Source organism: Streptomyces sp. NPDC046860 (assembly GCF_040645115.1).
Lineage (GTDB): Bacteria > Actinomycetota > Actinomycetes > Streptomycetales > Streptomycetaceae > Streptomyces.
This window is the reverse complement of sequence record NZ_JBEYXQ010000008.1, coordinates 14668-32964: the sequence shown is the minus strand read 5'-3', so window position 1 is coordinate 32964 and position 18297 is coordinate 14668. Positions and strand designations below refer to the sequence as shown.

Genomic DNA, 18297 nt, shown 5'->3' with positions numbered 1-18297 from the left:
GGGTCAGCTCTTGGCGGTGGCGGCCTTGGGCTTCGTGGCCTTGACCGCGGCGGTGGCCGCCTTGGCGTCCGTGGCCTTGGCGTCGGCGCCCGGGGCGGTGACCGCGGCGGCGTCCGTGCCCGGCTCGGCGGCGGGCTTCTCGGGACGCACCCCGACGCCCAGCTTCTCCTTGATCTTCTTCTCGATCTCGTTGGCGAGGTCGGGGTTGTCCTTGAGGAAGTTGCGGGCGTTCTCCTTGCCTTGGCCGAGCTGGTCGCCCTCGTACGTGTACCAGGCGCCGGCCTTGCGGACGAAGCCGTGCTCCACGCCCATGTCGATCAGACCGCCCTCGCGGCTGATGCCCTGGCCGTAGAGGATGTCGAACTCGGCCTGCTTGAACGGCGGGGCGACCTTGTTCTTGACCACCTTGCAGCGGGTGCGGTTGCCGACCGCGTCCGTGCCGTCCTTCAGGGTCTCGATGCGGCGGATGTCGATGCGCACGGAGGCGTAGAACTTCAGCGCGCGGCCACCGGTCGTGGTCTCCGGCGAGCCGAACATGACGCCGATCTTCTCGCGGAGCTGGTTGATGAAGATCGCGGTCGTCTTGGACTGGTTGAGCGCGCTGGTGATCTTCCGCAGGGCCTGGCTCATCAGGCGGGCCTGGAGACCCACGTGGCTGTCGCCCATCTCGCCCTCGATCTCCGCGCGCGGGACGAGCGCGGCGACGGAGTCGATGACGATGAGGTCGAGCGCGCCGGAGCGGACCAGCATGTCCACGATCTCCAGCGCCTGCTCGCCGTTGTCCGGCTGGGAGAGGATCAGGTTGTCGATGTCGACGCCGAGCTTCTTCGCGTACTCGGGGTCGAGGGCGTGCTCCGCGTCGACGAAGGCGACCTGGCCGCCGGCCTTCTGCGCGTTGGCCACGGCGTGCAGGGTGAGGGTCGTCTTACCGGAGGACTCCGGGCCGTAGATCTCCACGACACGGCCGCGCGGCAGGCCACCGACGCCGAGAGCCACGTCGAGGGCGGTCGAACCGGTCGGGATGACCTCGATGGGCTCCATCGACCGCTCGCCCATGCGCATCACCGCGCCCTTGCCGAATTGTCGTTCAATCTGTGCGAGCGCGGCGTCGAGCGCCTTCTCGCGGTCGGTTCCTGCCATGGGTTCCACCCGGTTTGCTTGAGTCGATCGCTTCACGTCAAAGACGCTAACGCCTGCCACTGACAACGCGCCCCGACGCCGGTCCGGCCTGTGGAAAACCGAGGGACATACCCACCCGAACCGCTATGAGATCCCCGTCGACGGCCTCGCCTTGAGCTTTCATGAGAATGGATGTTCGATTTTCCTGTCAAGCACCTCAGGAGCCGTCCGCGAGTCGGGCGGCACCCGCCGCTCACGTCCGCTCCGCCGGGCGGGTGCCCCGCCCCACGGGCCCCACACACGCGGCGGCGGCGACCCCCGACGCCAGCAGCAGCGCGCCGGGCGGCGACCAGGCCGCGAGCGGACCGCCAAACGCGGCGCCCACGGCGAAGCCAGTGATCTTCAGGCTGGCGCCCATCGTGAAGATCTGGGCGCGCAGGCGGTCGGGGGCCTCCCGGTGCCGGACGGCGAACAGGGCCGTCAGCTGCGGCCCCTCACCGGCGCCGAGCAGCAGCGCGGCCGCGATGAGAGCGGCCGGCCCACCCGACACCGCGAGCGCCATGGCGGCCGCCTGGACCAGGGCGCCGATCCGGACGACGGCATCCGGGGCGACGGCGGGCGGACGGTGCGCGAGCACGGCGTTGACCAGCAGGGCCGACGCCGCCGCGAGGACGAGGAGCGCCGCACCTCGCGCCGCCCCGCCCAGCGCCCGCTCGCCGAGGACGGGGAGGCTCGCCGTCAGCACTCCCTGAGCCGCGCAGGAGCCGACCGAGACGAGCGTCGCCCGCGCCAGCGCCGTGTTCCCCGCGACGAACCGCGCTCCGGCTAGGAGGTCCCCGGCCACCGCCCCCGCCACCGGTCCGCCCTCCCGCCCCGGCGCCCCGGGCAGCCGCCAGGCGGCCGGCACCGCCAGCGCGACGAGCGCCCCCGCGACGGCCACGGCGGCCGCCGCGCCCGCCCCCTCCGCCACTCCCCCGGCCAGCGCCGGACCGGCCAGACCCGCCACGCCGAACGTCATGGCGTCCAGGGCGTTCGCCCGTGTCCGCGTCCCCTCCGGCGCGACCCGGGGCACCTGGGCGGTCCATCCGCCCGCGACGGCGGGCCCCGGCAGCCCGGTCGCCACGGCCGCGACCAGGATCACGGCGAAGGGGAGGCGTCCGAGCCCGAGCAGGATCACCCCCAGCCCGACGGCGTACAGACCGAGCGCCCCCGCGAGCAGTCGTCCCGGCCGCTCCACCCGGTCGAGGACCGCGCCGAGCACGGGTCCGCCCACCACGGCGGAGATCGTGATCCCCGCGAGCAGGGCGGAGGCGGCGCCGGCCGAGCCGGTGAGGGCGAACCCGGCCAGCATGAGGGCCGGCCCGGACGCCTCGTCGCCGACACGGGCGGCCACCGCCCCGGCGAGGTAGGAGGAGAGCGCGTAACGCCTTCGCATCCCGATGACGTTACGGAGGTAACTCAAAACTCCGCAACGTGCGTTACATTCGGCCGGTGTCCTCCACCCCCGACGACCGGTCCACCCGGCACTCGGTGCTGACGACGGCCCGGCGGACCGCCGACCTGGTCAACGTCCTCACCGGCGACCCCGAACCGGCAGAGGTGGCCGACGTGCTCCGCGCCTACGGAGAGACCGACCCCTTCGACCTCTCCGCGCGCGACGTGACCGAGATGCGCGCGGCCGCCGCCCTGCTCCACGAGGTTTTCGCCGCCGAGGACACCGACACCGCCGCCTCGGCCCTCAACCGCCTCCTGCGTGCGCACACCGGACCGCTCCGGCTCTCCTCGCACGACGGCGCCACCCCCTGGCACCCCCACCTCGACCACGCCGACGACGCCCCCTGGGCCGAGTGGTTCCTCGCGTCGTCCTGCATGGCGCTGACCGTGCTGGTCTGGGACCGGCAGCGCCCGCCCGGTGGCGTGTGCGCCTCCCCGGGGTGCGACAACGTCCACGTCACCCAGGGCAGCGGGCCGCCCCGCCGCTACTGCTCACGCCGCTGCGCCACCCGCGAGCGCGTGGCCGCCCACCGCCGCGCCCGCGCCGCGCGGGAGGCCGGTTAGGCCGATTCCTCCGGCGCCGTCTCCGGCTTGGGCTCCGCGGCGCGCGGGCGCCCCAGGCGAAGGCGGACGAAGGTGTCGGGCCGGTCCTGGCGGCGCACCCGGTGTCCGTGCACGCGCGGGTCGTCGGTGACGGCGTACCGCTTCACGTACGCGCCCAGGAACGCCTGGAGCGTGGCCACCGCCGGGATGGCGATCAGGGCGCCCACCGCGCCGAGCAGCGCGGTGCCGACGATCACCGAGCCGAAGGCGACGGCCGGGTGGATGTCGACGGTCTTGGACGTCAGCTTGGGCTGGAGCATGTAGTTCTCGAACTGCTGGTAGACCACGACGAAGATCAGCACCCACACCGCGTACCAGGGCGCGACGGTGAACGCGATCAGCATCGGCAGCGCACCCGCGAGGTAGGTGCCGATGGTCGGTATGAACTGCGAGACCAGGCCGACCCAGACGCCGAGCACGGGCGCGTACGGCACCCCGAGCGCCTGGAGCAGGATGTAGTGCGCGACACCGGAGATGAGGGCCATCAGGCCGCGCGAGTAGATGTAGCCGCCGGTCTTGTCGACGGCGATCTCCCAGGCCCGCAGCACCTCGGCCTGCCGCGCGGGCGGCAGCACCGAGCACAGGGCGCGGCGCAGCCGGGGTCCGTCGGCGGCGAAGTAGAACGAGAACAGGCCGACGGTGAGGATCTGGAAGAGCCCGCCGAGCACCTGCGCGGACACGTCGAGGACGCCCGCCGCGCTGTTCTGCGCGTACTTGCGCAGCCAGTCGGAGTGGAGCAGCCCCTCCTGGACGTCGACCCGGCGCAGCTCCAGGCGGAAGGTCTGGTTGATCCAGTTGATGACCGAGTCGAGGTACTCGGGGAATCCCTCGATCATCGTGATGATCTGACCCGCGAGCATCGAGCCGAGCAGGGTGAAGAAGCCCGCGGTGACGACGGCGAGACCGAGGAAGACCAGGAAGGTGGCGAGCCCCCGGCGCATCCCGCGCGCGGCCATGCGGCTCACGGCGGGCTCTATGGCGAGGGCCAGGAAGAACGCGATCAGGATGTTGACGAGGAGCCCGATCAGCTGGTGGAAGGCCCAGCTCCCCAGTTGGAACAGGGCGACCAGCGCGAGCGCCAGCACCATGGCGCGCGGCAGCCAGCGCGGCATCCGGGGAGCCGTGACGGCACCGGCCGCGGGCTCGCGCGGCGGCGTACCGGCGGCGGAGGCCGCGGGCCCGGCGGGGGGCGCGGTCTGCGGATCGGTCGGCTCGATGTCGTCGATGCGTGCCACGCGCCAAGTCTCGCCCACGCGGCCGGCGGCCCGGACCGTCTGGGGGCCTCGGTGACCGACTCGGTATGTGGCCGTCAACACATCCGCCGGCGGGTCCGTCGGCCGGGGGACCGGCGATCCGCGTATTTCGCCCCCGTCTTTCGGCCGACCCCGCCCGGCCGTCCACGACGACCGCGACTCAGCGCTTGTCCCCCGGCACGTCCATCACGGCGCACACCACGCGCCACACTTCCTTGGCGTCCCAGCCGGCGTCCAGTGCCTGGTGCACCGTCCGTCCGCCCAGCTCGGACATGATGTGATCGCGCGCGAAGGAGTCGGCGTACCCCGGACCGAAGTGCGCCGCCATCCGCTGCCAGAAGACCGTCAACCGCATGCCTCAAGTATCCCGCCTCGGGGGACGGCGATGTCCGCGGCCGTTCCCGGCGGCCTCCGGTGGCCCTACGGTCTGGTCCATGGCCGAATCAGGTGCTCCCTCACCTCCCTCCGCGCCCCCGGCGCACTCCCCCCTCTTCCGCGCCGAGCGCTTCGTCTGGCTCACCGCGCGCGTGCTGGAGCAGCGGCTGTTCGCGCACCACTTCCTGAACGGCGGCGCGGACCCGGTGGACCGGGCCCTGGACGCCTATCGCAACGACGACGGCGGCTACGGCCACGCGCTGGAACCCGACCTGCGCGGCCCGGTGAGCCAGCCGCTGCACACCGCTCGCGCGCTGCGGGTGCTGGACTCGGTCGGCCGGTGCGGCGGGCAGCGGGTGGAGCGGGTGTGCCGCTATCTGACCTCGGTGTCCACGGCGGACGGCGCCCTCCCGGCGGTACGTCCCAGCCAGCGCGGGTATCCGTCGGCGCCGTCCGTGCCGGTGGTGGACGACCCGCCCAGCGAGCTGGCGGCGACGGGGCCGGTGGTGGGGCTGCTGCACCGCAACGACGTGTGGCACGCGTGGCTGTTCCGGGCCACCGACTACTGCTGGCAGGCCGTGGACTCGCTGGACGGGACGCGTCCTCGGGAGGTGCGGGCCGCCGTGGCGTTCCTCGACTCCGTTCCCGACCGCGCCCGCGCGCAGGCGGCCGCCGACCGGCTCGGCCGCCTGGTGCGCGAGCGGCGGCTCGCGGTTCTCGAACCGGACCGCCCGGACACCCCGCCCGACTCCCTCGGCCGCGCTCCCGGTGAGCACCACTTCGCGCACGACTTCGCCCGGCACCCCGGTTCGCTGGCGCGCGGGTGGTTCACGGACGAGGAGATGACGCGCTCGCTGGACTTCCTGGCGGCCGCCCAGGAGGAGGACGGCGGCTGGCCGGTGCGCGGCCACGGCTGGGCACCGGCCCCGGCGCTGGAGGCGCGCGCCGGGGTGACCATCGGGGCGCTGCGCACCCTGAAGGCGTACGGCCGCTACGTCGGCTGAGCCGGCGCTCAGCCGGTGAGCGCGCGTACTCCCGCCGTCACGGCGACGGCCACCGCGACGACGAGCAGGAACGGCGCGCGCAGCAGCAGGGCGACGGCCGCCGCGGCGACTCCCGCGGCCCTGGCGTCCAGCACGAGGGCGCGGCCGTCGGCGAAGGTCTGCTGGGCGGTGAGGGCGGCCAGCAGGGCGACGGGCAGGAGCGCGGCGAGCTTCTTGACCAGGGGCCGTTCCACGGCACTGGCGGGGACGAGCAGTCCGGCGAGCTTGACGGCGTAGCAGCCGAGCGCGGTGACGCCGATGGCGAGCCAGGTGTTCAACGTTCCTCCTCGGGGGCGTCCGGGCCCTGGACGACGCGGGCGCGCACGCCTTGCGCGAACAGGGCGAGCGGGGCCGCCAGGGCCGCCACCAGTACGGGCGCCCCGGCGGGCAGGAACGGCAGCAGCCCGAGGCCCAGGAGGACCGCGAGGGCCGCGACCGCGCGTTCGGTGAAGGTGGTCAGCATGGGGGCGAGCAGCGCCAGGAAGACGGCGGGCCCGGCCGCGTCCAGCCCCCACGCGTCGGTGTCGCCGAGGGCCCGCGCGCCGAGCGCGCCGAGCAGGGTGGTGAGGTTCCACAGCACGTACAGGCTGATGCCGGTGACGGTGAAGCCGAGCCGCGCGGAGCGCCGGTCCGGCTGGGCCACGGTGACGGCGGTGGTCTCGTCGATCACCCATTGGGCGGCGAACGGCCGCACCGCGCGCGGGAGGGCGAGCAGCTGCGACAGGCGCAGCCCGTAGAACGCGTTGCGCACGCCCAGGAAGAAGGCGCCCGCCGCTGCCGTGAAGGGGTTGCCGCCCGCCGCGAGCGCGCCCACCAGGGCGAACTGGGAGGCGCCCGTGAAGACCAGGAGGCTGAGCGCGCAGGTCTGCGGGAGTCCGAGTCCGCTGCCGGCCGAGGTCACGCCGAAGGCGAAGCCGGAGAGCCCTACGGCGACTCCGACCCCGAGCGCGTCCCTGACGACGGCGCTGTCCGGCTTTCCCACGTCCTCGGCGGCCCTGTCCGCGAGTGCTGCTGTCCGTATCTGTGCCACGCCGCGGACGCTACGGCCGCCCGCCCGGCCGGGTCTTGTACGTTGTTGCGCCCGTCAGCCCGTCAGCCCCGTGAGCGCGTTGAGGCCGTCGAGCCCGTTCACGTTCTCGTGTTCGCGCTGGTAGGCCCCCGGAGGCACGCCGACGATCCGGGTGAAGTGGCGGTTGAGGTGGGGCTGGTCGGTGAAGCCGACCGCCACGGCCGCCTCGGCGGGTGAGGTGCCGGCGTCCAGCAGGAGCCGCGCGCGGCGTACGCGCGCGTCGGTGAGCCAGGTGTGCGGGGGCATGCCGTAGGTGTCCCGGAAGGCCCGCAGCAGGGCGAAGCGGCTGGTGCCGAGGTCGGTGGCGAGCCGCTCCAGGCTGGGCGGGTCCGCCATCCGCTCCTCCAGCACGGCACGCGCGCGTGCGGCGACGCCGGTACCGGCCGAGGTGGCGCGGCGTTCGGGCAGCGGGCCGCCGTTGAGCCGCAGGAGCCGGGTCACCGCCACGCTCAGCAGCGTGTCGGCGGCCAGCGCGTTGCCCTCCTCGGCGGCGCGCAGCACCTGGTGGACGAGGCGCACGGTGTACGGGTCGTCCACCATCGGGGCGGCGAAGCCCGGGGTCCCCCGGATGGTGCTGGTCTCGGCCGCTATCCGGGCCACCACCTCGGGCGACGGGTACACCGCGCCGTACCGCCAGCCCTCGGGAACGCCCGCGCGGCCGGTGTGCGGGGTGTCCGGGTTGACCAGCGCGAGGGCGCCCGCGCCCACGGACACGTCGGCGCCCCGGTGGTGGAAGACCTCGACGCCGTCCGCTATCGCGGCGATCACGAAGTTCTCGTGGGTGTGGCGGGCGAACGTCTTGCGGATGTAGCGGGCCCGGAGCAGGTCGACCCCGGGCAGTTCCGCGTACCGCCAGTGCCGTGCCCGCTCCCCTGAACCCGCCATGCGTCCATTGTCGGCCACGCCGGTGGGCCCCCGCACGCCCTGATCCGCCCTGTTTGCCCAGGTCAGCCGGATTGTCAGTGGGCGGGTGCAGGATGGAGACATGGTCAGATCCGCCCACCCGGCCCTCGAAGGCTTCTCCCCCGCGACCCGCGAGTGGTTCACGGGGGCGTTCCACGCGCCCACCGAGGCTCAGGCGGGCGCGTGGCGGGCCATCAACGAGGGTTCGGACGCGCTGGTGGTGGCGCCGACCGGCTCGGGCAAGACCCTGGCCGCGTTCCTGGCCGCGCTGGACCGGCTGGCCTCCACCCCGCCGCCGGCCGACCCGAAGAAGCGCTGCCGGGTGCTGTACGTGTCCCCGCTGAAGGCGCTCGCGGTGGACGTGGAGCGCAACCTGCGCAGTCCGCTGACCGGTATCCGCCAGGAGTCCGTGCGCCTGGGCCTGCCCGAGCCCGAGGTGAAGGTGGGCATCCGCTCCGGCGACACCCCGCCCGCCGAGCGGCGCGCGCTGGTCACCCGCCCGCCGGACATCCTGATCACCACTCCCGAGTCGCTGTTCCTGATGCTGACCTCGTCCGCGCGGGACGCGCTCACCGGCATCGAGACCGTGATCCTGGACGAGGTGCACGCGGTGGCGGGCACCAAGCGCGGCGCGCACCTCGCGCTGTCCCTGGAGCGGCTGGACGAGCTGCTGCCCAGGCCCGCCCGTCGGATCGGTCTGTCGGCGACCGTGCGGCCGGTGGACGAGGTGGCGCGCTACCTCGCGCCCCGGGGCAAGGTGGAGATCGTCCAGCCCGAGTCGGGCAAGGAGTTCGACCTGTCGGTGGTCGTCCCCGTCGAGGACATGGGCGAGCTGGGCGGCGCGCCCGCGGCGGACGGCGACGACAAGGCGGAGAAGCCCTCGATCTGGCCGCACGTCGAGGAGAAGATCGCCGACCTGGTCCAGTCGCACCGCTCGACGATCGTCTTCGCCAACTCCCGCCGCCTGGCGGAACGGCTGTGCAACCGGCTCAACGAGATCGCCTACGAGCGCGCCACCGGCGAGAAGCTGGACGAGCACCACTCCCCGGCCGAGCTGATGGGCGGCTCGGGCGCGGCCCAGGGCGCCCCGCAGGTGATCGCCCGCGCGCATCACGGCTCGGTCTCCAAGGAGCAGCGGTCGCTGGTCGAGGAGGACCTGAAGGCAGGGCGGCTGCCCGCCGTGGTGGCCACCTCCAGCCTGGAACTCGGCATCGACATGGGCGCCGTCGACCTGGTGGTCCAGGTCGAGTCGCCGCCCTCGGTGGCCTCCGGCCTCCAGCGCGTCGGCCGCGCGGGCCACCAGGTGGGGGCCGTCTCCACCGGTGTGGTCTTCCCCAAGTACCGGGGCGACCTGGTGCAGGCGGCCGTCGTCACCGAGCGGATGCGCTCGGGCGGGATCGAGTCGCTGCGGGTGCCGTCGAACCCGCTGGACGTCCTGGCGCAGCAGATCGTCGCCATGACGGCGGTGGACGACTGGCAGTACGACGACCTGCTGGCCGCCGTGCGCCGCGCGGCTCCCTTCGCCTCGCTCCCGGAGTCCGCGTTCACCGCCACCCTCGACATGCTCGCGGGCCGCTATCCCTCGGACGCGTTCGCCGAACTGCGCCCCCGCGTGGTGTGGGACCGCGTGACCGGCATCATCAGCGGCCGCCCGGGCGCCCAGCGGCTCGCCGTCACCTCCGGCGGCACGATCCCCGACCGGGGCCTGTTCGGGGTGTTCCTCGCCGGTTCCGACCCGAAGAAGGGCGGCGGCCGGGTCGGCGAGCTGGACGAGGAGATGGTGTACGAGTCCCGCGTGGGCGACGTCTTCACCCTGGGCACCAGCTCCTGGCGCATCGAGGACATCACCCGCGACCGGGTGCTGGTCTCCCCCGCGCCGGGCGTTCCTGGCCGGCTGCCGTTCTGGAAGGGCGACCAGCTCGGCCGCCCGCTCGAACTGGGCCGCGCGGTCGGCGCGTTCCTGCGCGAGGTCGGAGCCCTGTCCGAGGAGGACGCCCGGCTGCGGCTGCTCACCGCGGGCCTGGACTCCTGGGCCGCGGACAACGTCCTGTCCTACCTGGCCGAGCAGCGCGAGGCGTGCGGGCACGTCCCGGACGACCGCACCATCGTCGTGGAGCGCTTCCGGGACGAGCTGGGCGACTGGCGGGTCGTGATCCACTCCCCCTTCGGCGCCCAGGTGCACGCCCCCTGGGCGCTCGCGCTCGGCGCCCGCCTCTCCGAGCGCTACGGCATGGACGCGCAGGTCATGCACGCCGACGACGGCATCGTGCTGCGCCTGCCCGACGCCGACCTGATGGGCCTGGACCTGCTGGACCAGGCCCCCGGCCAGGGCGGCACCGAGTACGACGGCGAACAGGCCCCGGTCGGCGCCGCCGACGTCGCCTTCGACAAGGGCGAGGTCGACCAGGTCGTCACCGACCAGGTGGGCGGCTCGGCCCTGTTCGCCTCCCGGTTCCGCGAGTGCGCCGCGCGGGCGCTGCTGCTGCCGCGCCGCAACCCCGGCAAGCGCACCCCGCTGTGGCAGCAGCGCCAGCGCGCCGCGCAACTGCTGGAGGTGACGAGCGAGTTCGGGTCGTTCCCGATCGTCCTGGAGGCGATCCGCGAGTGCCTCCAGGACGTGTTCGACGTGCCCGGCCTGGTCGAGCTGATGGGCGACATCGAGTCCCGCAAGGTCAGCCTGGTCGAGGTGACCACCCCCGAGCCCTCCCCGTTCGCCCGCTCCCTGCTGTTCGGTTACGTCGCCCAGTTCCTGTACGAGGGCGACTCCCCGCTCGCCGAGCGCCGTGCCGCCGCGCTGTCCCTGGACTCCCGGCTGCTGGCCGAGCTGCTGGGCCAGGCGGAGCTGCGGGAGCTGCTCGACGCCGAGGTGCTGACCGAGCTGGAGCGTGAACTCCAGTGGCTCACCGAGGACCGCCGGATCAAGGACGTGGAGGGGGTCGCGGACCTGCTCCGGCTGCTGGGCCCGCTGACCGACGCCGAGCTGGGCGCGCGCGGCGCCGAGCCGGAGTGGGCGCGCGAGCTGGCCGCCGCCCGGCGGGCCATCAGGGTCCGGGTGGCGGGCGCCGACCACTGGGCCGCCGTCGAGGACGCGGGACGCCTGCGCGACGCGCTCGGCACCGCGCTGCCCGTGGGCGTGCCCGAGGCGTTCACCGAGCCGGTGAAGGACCCGCTCGGCGACCTCCTCGCGCGCTACGCCCGTACCCACGGCCCCTTCACCTCGACGGCCGCCGCCGCCCGGTTCGGGCTGGGCGTGGCCGTCACCGAGGGCGCCCTGCAGCGGCTGGCCGGCGGCGGCCGGGTCGTGCAGGGCGAGTTCCATCCCGCGGGCATCGGCCAGGAGTGGTGCGACGCCACGGTGCTGCGCCGGCTGCGCCGCCGCTCCCTGGCGGCGCTGCGGCACGAGCTGGAGCCGGTGGCGCCCGCCGCGCTGGCGCAATTCCTGCCGCAGTGGCAGCACATCGGCAAGGGCCACACGCTGCGCGGCACCGACGGACTGGTGCGCGCCATCGAGCAGTTGCAGGGCGCGTCGGTGCCCGCGTCCGCGCTGGAGAAGCTGGTCCTGCCGTCCCGCGTGGCCGGCTACCAGCCGTCGATGCTGGACGAACTCACCGCCGCGGGCGAGGTGGTGTGGGCCGGGGCGGGCTCGCTGCCCGGCAAGGACGGCTGGGTCTCGCTGTACCTCGCGGACACGGCGCCCCTGCTCCTGCCGCCCCCGCACCCCCTGGAGCTGAGCCCGCTCCACCAGTCGGTCCTGGACACGCTCTCCGGCGGGTACGGCCTGTTCTTCCGTCAGATCGCCGACCAGGTCCGCGCCACCACGCACCCCGAGGCGAGCGACGCCCACCTGGCCGACGCCCTGTGGGACCTGGCCTGGTCGGGCCGGCTCACCAACGACACGCTGGCCCCGATGCGTGCCCTGCTGGGTTCGGGCCGTACGGCGGGCGCGACGGCCCACCGCGCCAAACGCAATGTCCCGCGCGGCCGTTACGGCTCGCTGACCGCCGCCGCCCGGGCCGCCTCCCGGTCCGGTCCGCCGACCGTCGGAGGCCGCTGGTCGCTGCTGCCGGTGCCGGAACCGGACGCCACCGTGCGCGCGCACGCGCGAGCGCGCGCCCTGCTGGACCGGCACGGCGTGGTGACCCGGGGCGCGGTGGGCGCCGAGGGTGTCGAGGGCGGCTTCTCGGCGGTGTACCGGGTCCTGTCCGTGTTCGAGGAGAGCGGCCAGGCGCGGCGCGGCTATGTGGTGGAGGGGCTGGGCGCCGCCCAGTTCGCCATGGACGGCGCCGTGGACCGGCTCCGCGCGGTGTCCAACGCCCGCGACCGGGGCGAGCGCGTGGTGCCCGCGCCGAGCCCCGCGGGCGACGGCGCCCTCCCGCCCTTCCCCGGCGACGGCCACGCCGCGTCCGACGCCTTCGACCCGTCCTCGGGCGGTTTGGGCCACCCGAGTCCCGACGGCGACTTCGCCTGGCCGCCCCCGGGCGACGACGGCGGTCTCCCGCGCCCCTTCGGTCCGGCGGACCTCCCCGGCCCGTACGGCTCCGCCGGTCAGGGCGGCCCGCGCGGCTCGAACCATGGCTCCCCCGCGAGCCGCGGCTACGGCACGCGCGTGCGGGACACCGCACCCGACTCCAGGGCGGTGGTCCTCGCCGCCGCCGATCCCGCCAACGCGTACGGCGCCGCGCTGCCCTGGCCCGAGCCGCCGACCGGCGCCGGACACAAGCCGGGCCGGAAGGCGGGGTCGCTGGTCGTGCTGGTGGAGGGTGAGCTGACCCTCTACATGGAGCGCGGCGGCAAGACCCTGCTGGCGTGGCCCGCCGACCCGGAAGCCTCCGCGAGCGACGATCCGCGCCTGCGTGCCGCCGCCGAGGCCCTGGCCGCCGCCGCCCGCGCGGGCTCCCTGGGCACGGTCACCGTCGAACGCGTCAACGGCACCGCGGCCCTGACCTCCCCGCTGGGCGCCGTGCTGGAGGGCGCCGGATTCGTCGCGACCCCACGGGGGCTGCGCCTGCGCGCCTGAGCCCGCCGCACGGCCGTACCCCACCTCACCGCACGCACCACCTCGGCGCGCCGTCCGCGACCGGCCCACCGTGGCACTCTGGACGCATGCCCGAAGGTGACACGGTGTGGCGGACCGCCAAACGGCTGCACGAGACGCTCGCCGGCAGGGTGCTCAACCACAGCGACTTCCGGGTGCCGCAGTACGCGACGGTCGACCTGACCGGCCGCACCGTGCTGAACACCGCGCCGCGCGGCAAGCACCTGCTCACCCGGTTCGAGGGCGGCCTGACCCTGCACACGCATCTGCGCATGGAGGGCGCCTGGAAGGTGTACGGCCGGGGCGAAAGCTGGCGGGGCGGCCCGGGGCACCAGATCCGGGTGGTGCTGGGCGCCGGCGACCGCATGGCCGTGGGCTACCGGCTCTCGGTGCTGGAACTGCTGCGCACCGAGGAGGAGGACCGTGTCTTGGGCCATCTGGGGCCCGACCTCCTCGGCCCCGACTGGGACCCGGAGCGGGCACTGGCCAACCTGTACGCCGATCCCGCCCGTCCTCTCGGCGAGGCCCTGCTCGACCAGCGCAATCTGGCTGGGATCGGCAACGTCTACAAGAGCGAGCTGTGCTTCCTGCTCGGTGTGACCCCCTGGCTCCCCGTCGGCTCACTCCCCGCGGACCGCGCCGCCCAGCTTCCGGGGGTCGCCCAGCGCCTGCTGGAGATCAACCGCGACCGTCCGGTCCGGCAGACCACGGGCCTGCACCACAACGACCTGTTCGTCTACGGCCGGGCGTCCCGCCCCTGCCTGCGCTGCCGCACGCGCGTACGCGTGGCGGACCAGGGCGACGGCTCCCAGGACCGGCCGACCTACTGGTGCCCCGCGTGCCAGAGCGGCCCCGCCCCCGCGCCGGGTTCCGCCCACCGGCGGGAGCGCTACCCGCGCGAGGCGGGATAGCCCGCAGCCGAACCGGGCCCTCCGCCTGCCGGACCGGACCATCCGCCCGCCGAACCGGGCCCCCGCCTACCGAACCGGCCCTCCGCCCGCCGACGGCGTCCCGCTACCCCGCCCCCGCTTCACCCGAACGAGTGACCCCAGAACTCCCGGCGTCCGCATCCGGCCCCTCCCCGGCGCGCCACGCCTCCCGCCACCGCCCGGTCCGCACGGCCCCCTCGGCCCGGTCCTTGGCGACACAGTGCACCGGCAGCACGCCCAGCCCCCAGCCGCCGAGGACCACGGAGCCCTCCAGCACGCCCGCGCCGTCCCCGAAGGCCAGCCGCAGCACCGCCCACCACCACACCGCGCCCAGCCCGAGCACAGCCCCCCAGCGCCCTATTCGCCCCATCATGGTCCGCCACCTCCGGCCGGAAGCCAAGAACACCGCCTGCCACCTGCGGAAGGCGCACCGAAGGGCTCACCGGAGCAGGGCCGGGCAGACAGCCCGCGCACGCCCGGTCCGGGAACCCGCTTCTCTCAGGCACTCTCGGCCTGGAACATCCAGTGGTGCTTCTCGAGGTCCCCGGTGATCTGGATGAACAGGTCCTCGGACACCGGATCGGCGTCACCGGTCGCCTTCACCCGCTCCCGCATCCGGCCGATGACCGAGCCAAGGGCGGCGACCATCCCGGAGACCGCGTCCGTGTCCTTGATCCAGCCGGCCGGGGGGACCGTGATGCCGGTGCCGGAGGCGACCGTGGGCGCGCGTCCGTCCGACGGCACGCCCAGCGCCGAGGCGCGCTCGGCCACCTCGTCGGAGTGCAGACGGGCGGAGGCGACCACCTCGTCCAGCTGGAGGTGGATGGACCGGAAGCGTGGCCCGACCACGTTCCAGTGGATCTGCTTGGCGACCAACGAGAGGTCCACCAGATCCACCAGCGCACCCTGGAGGGCCTCGGAGACGGTCTTCAGGTCGTCCTCGGGAAGGGGACTCTTCACCACGTACATCCGCTGTCCTCGGGTCCTCGGCGGGCTTCGGGTCCCTCTCACCATGACCGGCCCGCCTGACCCCGGCAAACGGAGCAAACCGGCCTGCGGCCCCTGCCCGGAACATGAGGGAGCCCCGGCCGGGCCCTGCCAGGAAAGTCCTGGTGGGCCCTGCCGGGGCTCACGTCTCTCGGGCGCTTAGGCCGCCCGCGCGCGAATCACGCGGCGACCACGTCCACCGCTTCGGCGGGCGCCTTGATGGTCACCCGTTCCGGCGGGACACCGGTCACCGACACGGAACCCAGCATCGGACGGACCGGAGCCGGGACACCGTCGGTGGCGGCGGCGGACTGGGCCAGCTCGGCGAGTGCCAGTTCGTCACTCACCTCACGCATGAGTTCCGACATCCGTACGTCCAGCGCGTCGCAGATCGCGGAGAGCAGCTCGGAGGAAGCCTCCTTCTGCCCCCGCTCCACCTCGGAGAGATAGCCGAGCGAGACCCGGGCAGACGAGGAGACTTCGCGCAGAGTACGGCCCTGGCGCTGGCGCTGCCGACGCAGCACGTCACCCAGCAGGCGACGGAGCAGAATCATCGGTGGCTCCCTCCTCGGACCGCGTAGCCGCATCCTTCTCGCCCCACCGTACCGCCTCGCGCGGCGGCCGTGCGGGGAGCGATGTCGTGTTCACTCAGGGCTGCAAACATCAAAACCCCCCGTTCTGTTCCGTATCCTGTGCCCGCTCATTTCCGGTCTGTTCGCCCGCCAGCTCCCGCAGAAGCAGTGCGAGCACGCTCCGTACACTCTCCATACGAATTTCCGCACGGCCGCCGTTCAACCGCAGGGCCTGGACTTTTCCGCCGGGGGCGGACGTGGAGCCCTGCCGGAGGGGTCCGTCAACGGCTACGTAGACCGTGCCGACGGGCTGTCCGTCCTGCGGGTCCGGGCCTGCCACCCCGGTGGTGGCGATGCCCCAGTCGGCGTCGAGAGCCGCCCGCACACCTGCCGCCATCTGGGCCGCGACCTGCGGGTCCACCGCGCCCGACCGGGCCAGCAGCCTGGCGTCGACGCCGAGGAGCCGGTGCTTCAGCTCGGTGGCGTAGGCGGTGACTGAACCCCGGAACACCTGGGAGGCGCCGGGGACCGCGGTGATCTCCGCGGCGACCAGACCACCGGTCAGCGACTCGGCGACGGCGAGCGTCTCGCCGTTCACTCTCAGTAGCCGGACCAACTCGGTGGCCGTGGTGGTCACGCTTCTTCTCGCTCTTCCAACGCCGCCGCCCGCTCCGCGATTCCCCGCCGGCGCAGCACGACGGCCTGTCTCACGTAGTCGAGACCGGTGACGACCGTGAGGACGACCGCCGCGGCCATCACCCAGAACCGGAGCGTGGCCAGCCAGCCGGTCAGCGCGAGCACGTACATGCCGACGGCGACGCCCTGGGTGAGCGTCTTCAGCTTGCCGCCCCGGCTGGCCGGGATCACGCCGTACCTGATGACCACGAAACGCAGCAGGGTGATGCCGAGTTCCCGGCCCAGGATGACCGCCGTCACCCACCAGGGCAGGTCGCCCAGGGAGGACAGGCAGATCAGCGCGGCGCCCATGATCGCCTTGTCCGCTATCGGGTCGGCGATCTTCCCGAAGTCGGTGACCAGGTTGTAGGTGCGCGCCAGGTGTCCGTCGAACAGGTCGGTGATCATGGCGACGGCGAAGGCCGCCCAGGCCAGCGAGCGCCAGGCCGGGTCGTAGCCGCCGTCGGCCAGCATCAGCGCCACGAAGCCCGGCACGAGGACCAGCCGGAGCATGGTGAGCAGATTGGCCACGTTCCAGACGCTCGCCTGGTTGACGGCCGCCGCGGCCAGCTTGCCGCTGCGCGGGTGCCGCGCCTCCAGCGCGGCGGCCGGGCCGGAGACCTCCGGGACGCCTTCGGGGGCGGTCGGCTCCGGTGCGCTGCTGCGCGCTCCGGAGGGACCGCCCGAGGCGGATGCCGGGACTCCGGTCATCTGGCCGCCTCCTCGCTACACGCCGACGAGCCGGGGAGCGGCTCGGCCACCAGGTCGACCCCCTCGGTGCCGACCACCTTGGCCTCGACGATACGTCCCACGGTCAGGCCCTCGCCGCTCGTGAGCAGCACCTGGCCGTCGGTCTCCGGGGCCTGGTGCTCGGCGCGGCCGTACACCCCGTCCTCGCCGTCGACGGACTCCACCAACACGCGCACGGTCTCCCCCACGCGCTCCTCGGCGCGCTGCGAGACGAGCTCCTCGGCGAGCCGGGAGATGTGGGCGAGGCGCTCGGCGACCACGTCCTCGTCGAGCTTGGTGTCGTACGTGGCCGCCTCCGTGCCCTCCTCGTCGGAGTAGCCGAAGACGCCGATGGCGTCGAGGCGGGCGCCGGTCAGGAAGCGCTCCAGCTCGGCCAGGTCGGCCTCAGTCTCGCCGGGGAAGCCGACGATGAAGTTGGAGCGGACGCCGGCCTGGGGGGCCTTGCCGCGGATGGTGTCCAGCAGCTCCAGGAAGCGGTCGGTGTCGCCGAAGCGGCGCATGGCGCGCAGCACGTTCGGCGCGGAGTGCTGGAAGGAGAGGTCGAAGTAGGGCACGACCTTCGGCGTGGAGGTCAGCACGTCGATCAGGCCGGGGCGCATCTCGGCGGGCTGGAGGTAGCTGACGCGCACCCGCTCGATGCCGTCGACCTCGGCCAGCTCGGGGAGCAGGGACTCCAGCAGGCGGATGTCGCCCAGGTCCTTGCCGTAGGAGGTGTTGTTCTCGGAGACGAGCATGACCTCCTTCACACCCTGCTCGGCCAGCCAGCGGGTCTCGTTCAGGACGTCGCTGGGGCGGCGGGAGATGAAGGAGCCGCGGAAGGACGGGATGGCGCAGAAGGAACAGCGCCGGTCGCAGCCGGAGGCGAGCTTGACCGAGGCGACCGGGGAGCCGTCCAGGCGGCGGCGCAGGGGCGCGCGGGGGCCGGAGGCGGGCGCGAGGCCGTCGGGGAGGTCGGCCGGGCCGTGGCCGGGCAGGGCGACGTCGGCCGCGGACTCCTGGCGCTCGGCCGGGCTGATCGGCAGCAGCTTGCGGCGGTCGCGCGGGGTGTGGGCGGCGTGGACGCCGCCGGCCAGGATGGTCTGGAGGCGGTCGGAGATGTCCGCGTAGTCGTCGAAGCCGAGCACGCCGTCGGCCTCGGGCAGCGCCTGGGCGAGTTCCTTGCCGTACCGCTCGGCCATGCAGCCCACCGCCACGACGGCCTGGGTTCTGCCGTGGTCCTTGAGGTCGTTGGCCTCCAGGAGGGCGTCGACGGAGTCCTTCTTGGCGGCTTCGACGAAGCCACAGGTGTTGACCACGGCGACATCGGCGTCCCCGGCGTCCTCGACGAGCTGCCAGCCGTCCGCCTCCAAACGGCCTGCGAGCTCCTCCGAGTCCACCTCGTTACGGGCGCAGCCGAGAGTGACTAGTGCGACGGTACGGCGTTCAGGCATGGGCTCAAGACTACTTTGTCTGTCTGGCACCCCATGTCGACGGGGTTGGCCGTTGCCGGC

General features: G+C 73.9%; 17 protein-coding genes. 4 read left to right on the top strand and 13 right to left on the bottom strand.

Annotation, left to right across the window (positions count from 1 at the left end):
* Positions 1-3: 3 nt before the first annotated feature.
* Entirely contained in the window at positions 4-1140 is a 1137-nt protein-coding gene (gene recA, locus ABZ898_RS13905; protein ID WP_361657138.1) for a recombinase RecA, read from the bottom strand.
* Positions 1141-1372: 232 nt separating this feature from the next.
* Positions 1373-2554 (bottom strand): MFS transporter, encoded by a 1182-nt coding sequence (locus ABZ898_RS13900; RefSeq protein ID WP_361657135.1) that lies wholly within the window; start codon positions 2552-2554, stop codon positions 1373-1375.
* 56 nt (positions 2555-2610) lie between these two features.
* On the opposite strand from ABZ898_RS13900, the gene ABZ898_RS13895 reads away from it, so the two are divergent.
* Entirely contained in the window at positions 2611-3177 is a 567-nt protein-coding gene (locus tag ABZ898_RS13895; protein WP_361657132.1) for a CGNR zinc finger domain-containing protein, read from the top strand.
* Here the strand turns inward: ABZ898_RS13895 and ABZ898_RS13890 are convergent.
* Both ABZ898_RS13890 and ABZ898_RS13885 read right to left on the bottom strand, forming a co-directional pair.
* The gene (locus ABZ898_RS13890) at positions 3174-4328 is read right to left on the bottom strand and encodes an AI-2E family transporter (protein WP_361657727.1); all 1155 of its coding nucleotides are present in this window, start codon (positions 4326-4328) and stop codon (positions 3174-3176) included. The genes ABZ898_RS13895 and ABZ898_RS13890 overlap by 4 nt on opposite strands.
* 301 nt (positions 4329-4629) lie before the next feature.
* A complete protein-coding gene (locus tag ABZ898_RS13885) occupies positions 4630-4824 on the bottom strand; it encodes a DUF3046 domain-containing protein (RefSeq protein ID WP_361657129.1) in 195 nt (64 codons plus the stop codon).
* 79 nt (positions 4825-4903) lie between these two features.
* Between ABZ898_RS13885 and ABZ898_RS13880 the strand changes: the two genes are divergently transcribed.
* Positions 4904-5848, top strand: coding sequence for a hypothetical protein (locus ABZ898_RS13880; RefSeq protein ID WP_361657127.1), 945 nt, complete (start codon positions 4904-4906; stop codon positions 5846-5848).
* 8 nt (positions 5849-5856) lie between these two features.
* On the opposite strand, the gene ABZ898_RS13875 is transcribed toward ABZ898_RS13880, so the two are convergent.
* The 3 genes from ABZ898_RS13875 to ABZ898_RS13865 are packed head-to-tail and all read right to left on the bottom strand — an operon-like array spanning position 5857 to position 7841.
* Positions 5857-6165, bottom strand: coding sequence for an AzlD domain-containing protein (locus ABZ898_RS13875; protein ID WP_361657124.1), 309 nt, complete (start codon positions 6163-6165; stop codon positions 5857-5859).
* Complete coding sequence (locus ABZ898_RS13870; protein ID WP_361657121.1) at positions 6162-6917, bottom strand: AzlC family ABC transporter permease; 756 nt, start codon at positions 6915-6917, stop codon at positions 6162-6164. Before ABZ898_RS13870 ends, ABZ898_RS13875 begins: the two co-directional genes overlap by 4 nt.
* 54 nt (positions 6918-6971) lie before the next feature.
* Positions 6972-7841 carry an AraC family transcriptional regulator gene (locus ABZ898_RS13865; protein WP_361657118.1) on the bottom strand — a complete coding sequence of 290 codons (870 nt, stop codon included), beginning with the start codon at positions 7839-7841 and terminating at the stop codon, positions 6972-6974.
* A gap of 100 nt (positions 7842-7941) precedes the next feature.
* Here ABZ898_RS13865 and ABZ898_RS13860 point away from each other — a divergent pair, with 100 nt between their 5' ends.
* Together ABZ898_RS13860 and ABZ898_RS13855 are read left to right on the top strand one after the other, a co-directional pair.
* Positions 7942-12876: an ATP-dependent helicase gene (locus ABZ898_RS13860; protein WP_361657115.1), complete on the top strand. Its 4935-nt coding sequence runs from the start codon at positions 7942-7944 to the stop codon at positions 12874-12876.
* Positions 12877-12962: 86 nt separating this feature from the next.
* A complete protein-coding gene (locus tag ABZ898_RS13855; protein ID WP_361657112.1) occupies positions 12963-13805 on the top strand; it encodes a DNA-formamidopyrimidine glycosylase family protein in 843 nt (280 codons plus the stop codon).
* A gap of 103 nt (positions 13806-13908) precedes the next feature.
* Here the strand turns inward: ABZ898_RS13855 and ABZ898_RS13850 are convergent, their stop codons facing one another.
* From ABZ898_RS13850 to rimO, 6 genes are all read right to left on the bottom strand, one after another.
* Positions 13909-14193 (bottom strand): hypothetical protein, encoded by a 285-nt coding sequence (locus ABZ898_RS13850; protein WP_361657724.1) that lies wholly within the window; start codon positions 14191-14193, stop codon positions 13909-13911.
* A 128-nt stretch (positions 14194-14321) separates the two neighbouring features.
* Positions 14322-14792, bottom strand: coding sequence for a DNA starvation/stationary phase protection protein (locus ABZ898_RS13845; RefSeq protein WP_361657109.1), 471 nt, complete (start codon positions 14790-14792; stop codon positions 14322-14324).
* Positions 14793-14989: 197 nt separating this feature from the next.
* Positions 14990-15364: a helix-turn-helix transcriptional regulator gene (locus ABZ898_RS13840; protein WP_086696108.1), complete on the bottom strand. Its 375-nt coding sequence runs from the start codon at positions 15362-15364 to the stop codon at positions 14990-14992.
* A gap of 109 nt (positions 15365-15473) precedes the next feature.
* On the bottom strand, positions 15474-16019 hold the full coding sequence (locus ABZ898_RS13835) for a nicotinamide-nucleotide amidohydrolase family protein (protein WP_361657105.1): 546 nt from the start codon (positions 16017-16019) through the stop codon (positions 15474-15476).
* A complete protein-coding gene (pgsA, locus tag ABZ898_RS13830; protein ID WP_361657102.1) occupies positions 16016-16768 on the bottom strand; it encodes a CDP-diacylglycerol--glycerol-3-phosphate 3-phosphatidyltransferase in 753 nt (250 codons plus the stop codon). The genes ABZ898_RS13835 and pgsA overlap by 4 nt, the downstream gene beginning before the upstream one ends.
* Positions 16765-18237: a 30S ribosomal protein S12 methylthiotransferase RimO gene (rimO, locus tag ABZ898_RS13825; RefSeq protein ID WP_361657099.1), complete on the bottom strand. Its 1473-nt coding sequence runs from the start codon at positions 18235-18237 to the stop codon at positions 16765-16767. Before rimO ends, pgsA begins: the two co-directional genes overlap by 4 nt.
* Between the last annotated feature and the right edge of the window lie 60 nt (positions 18238-18297).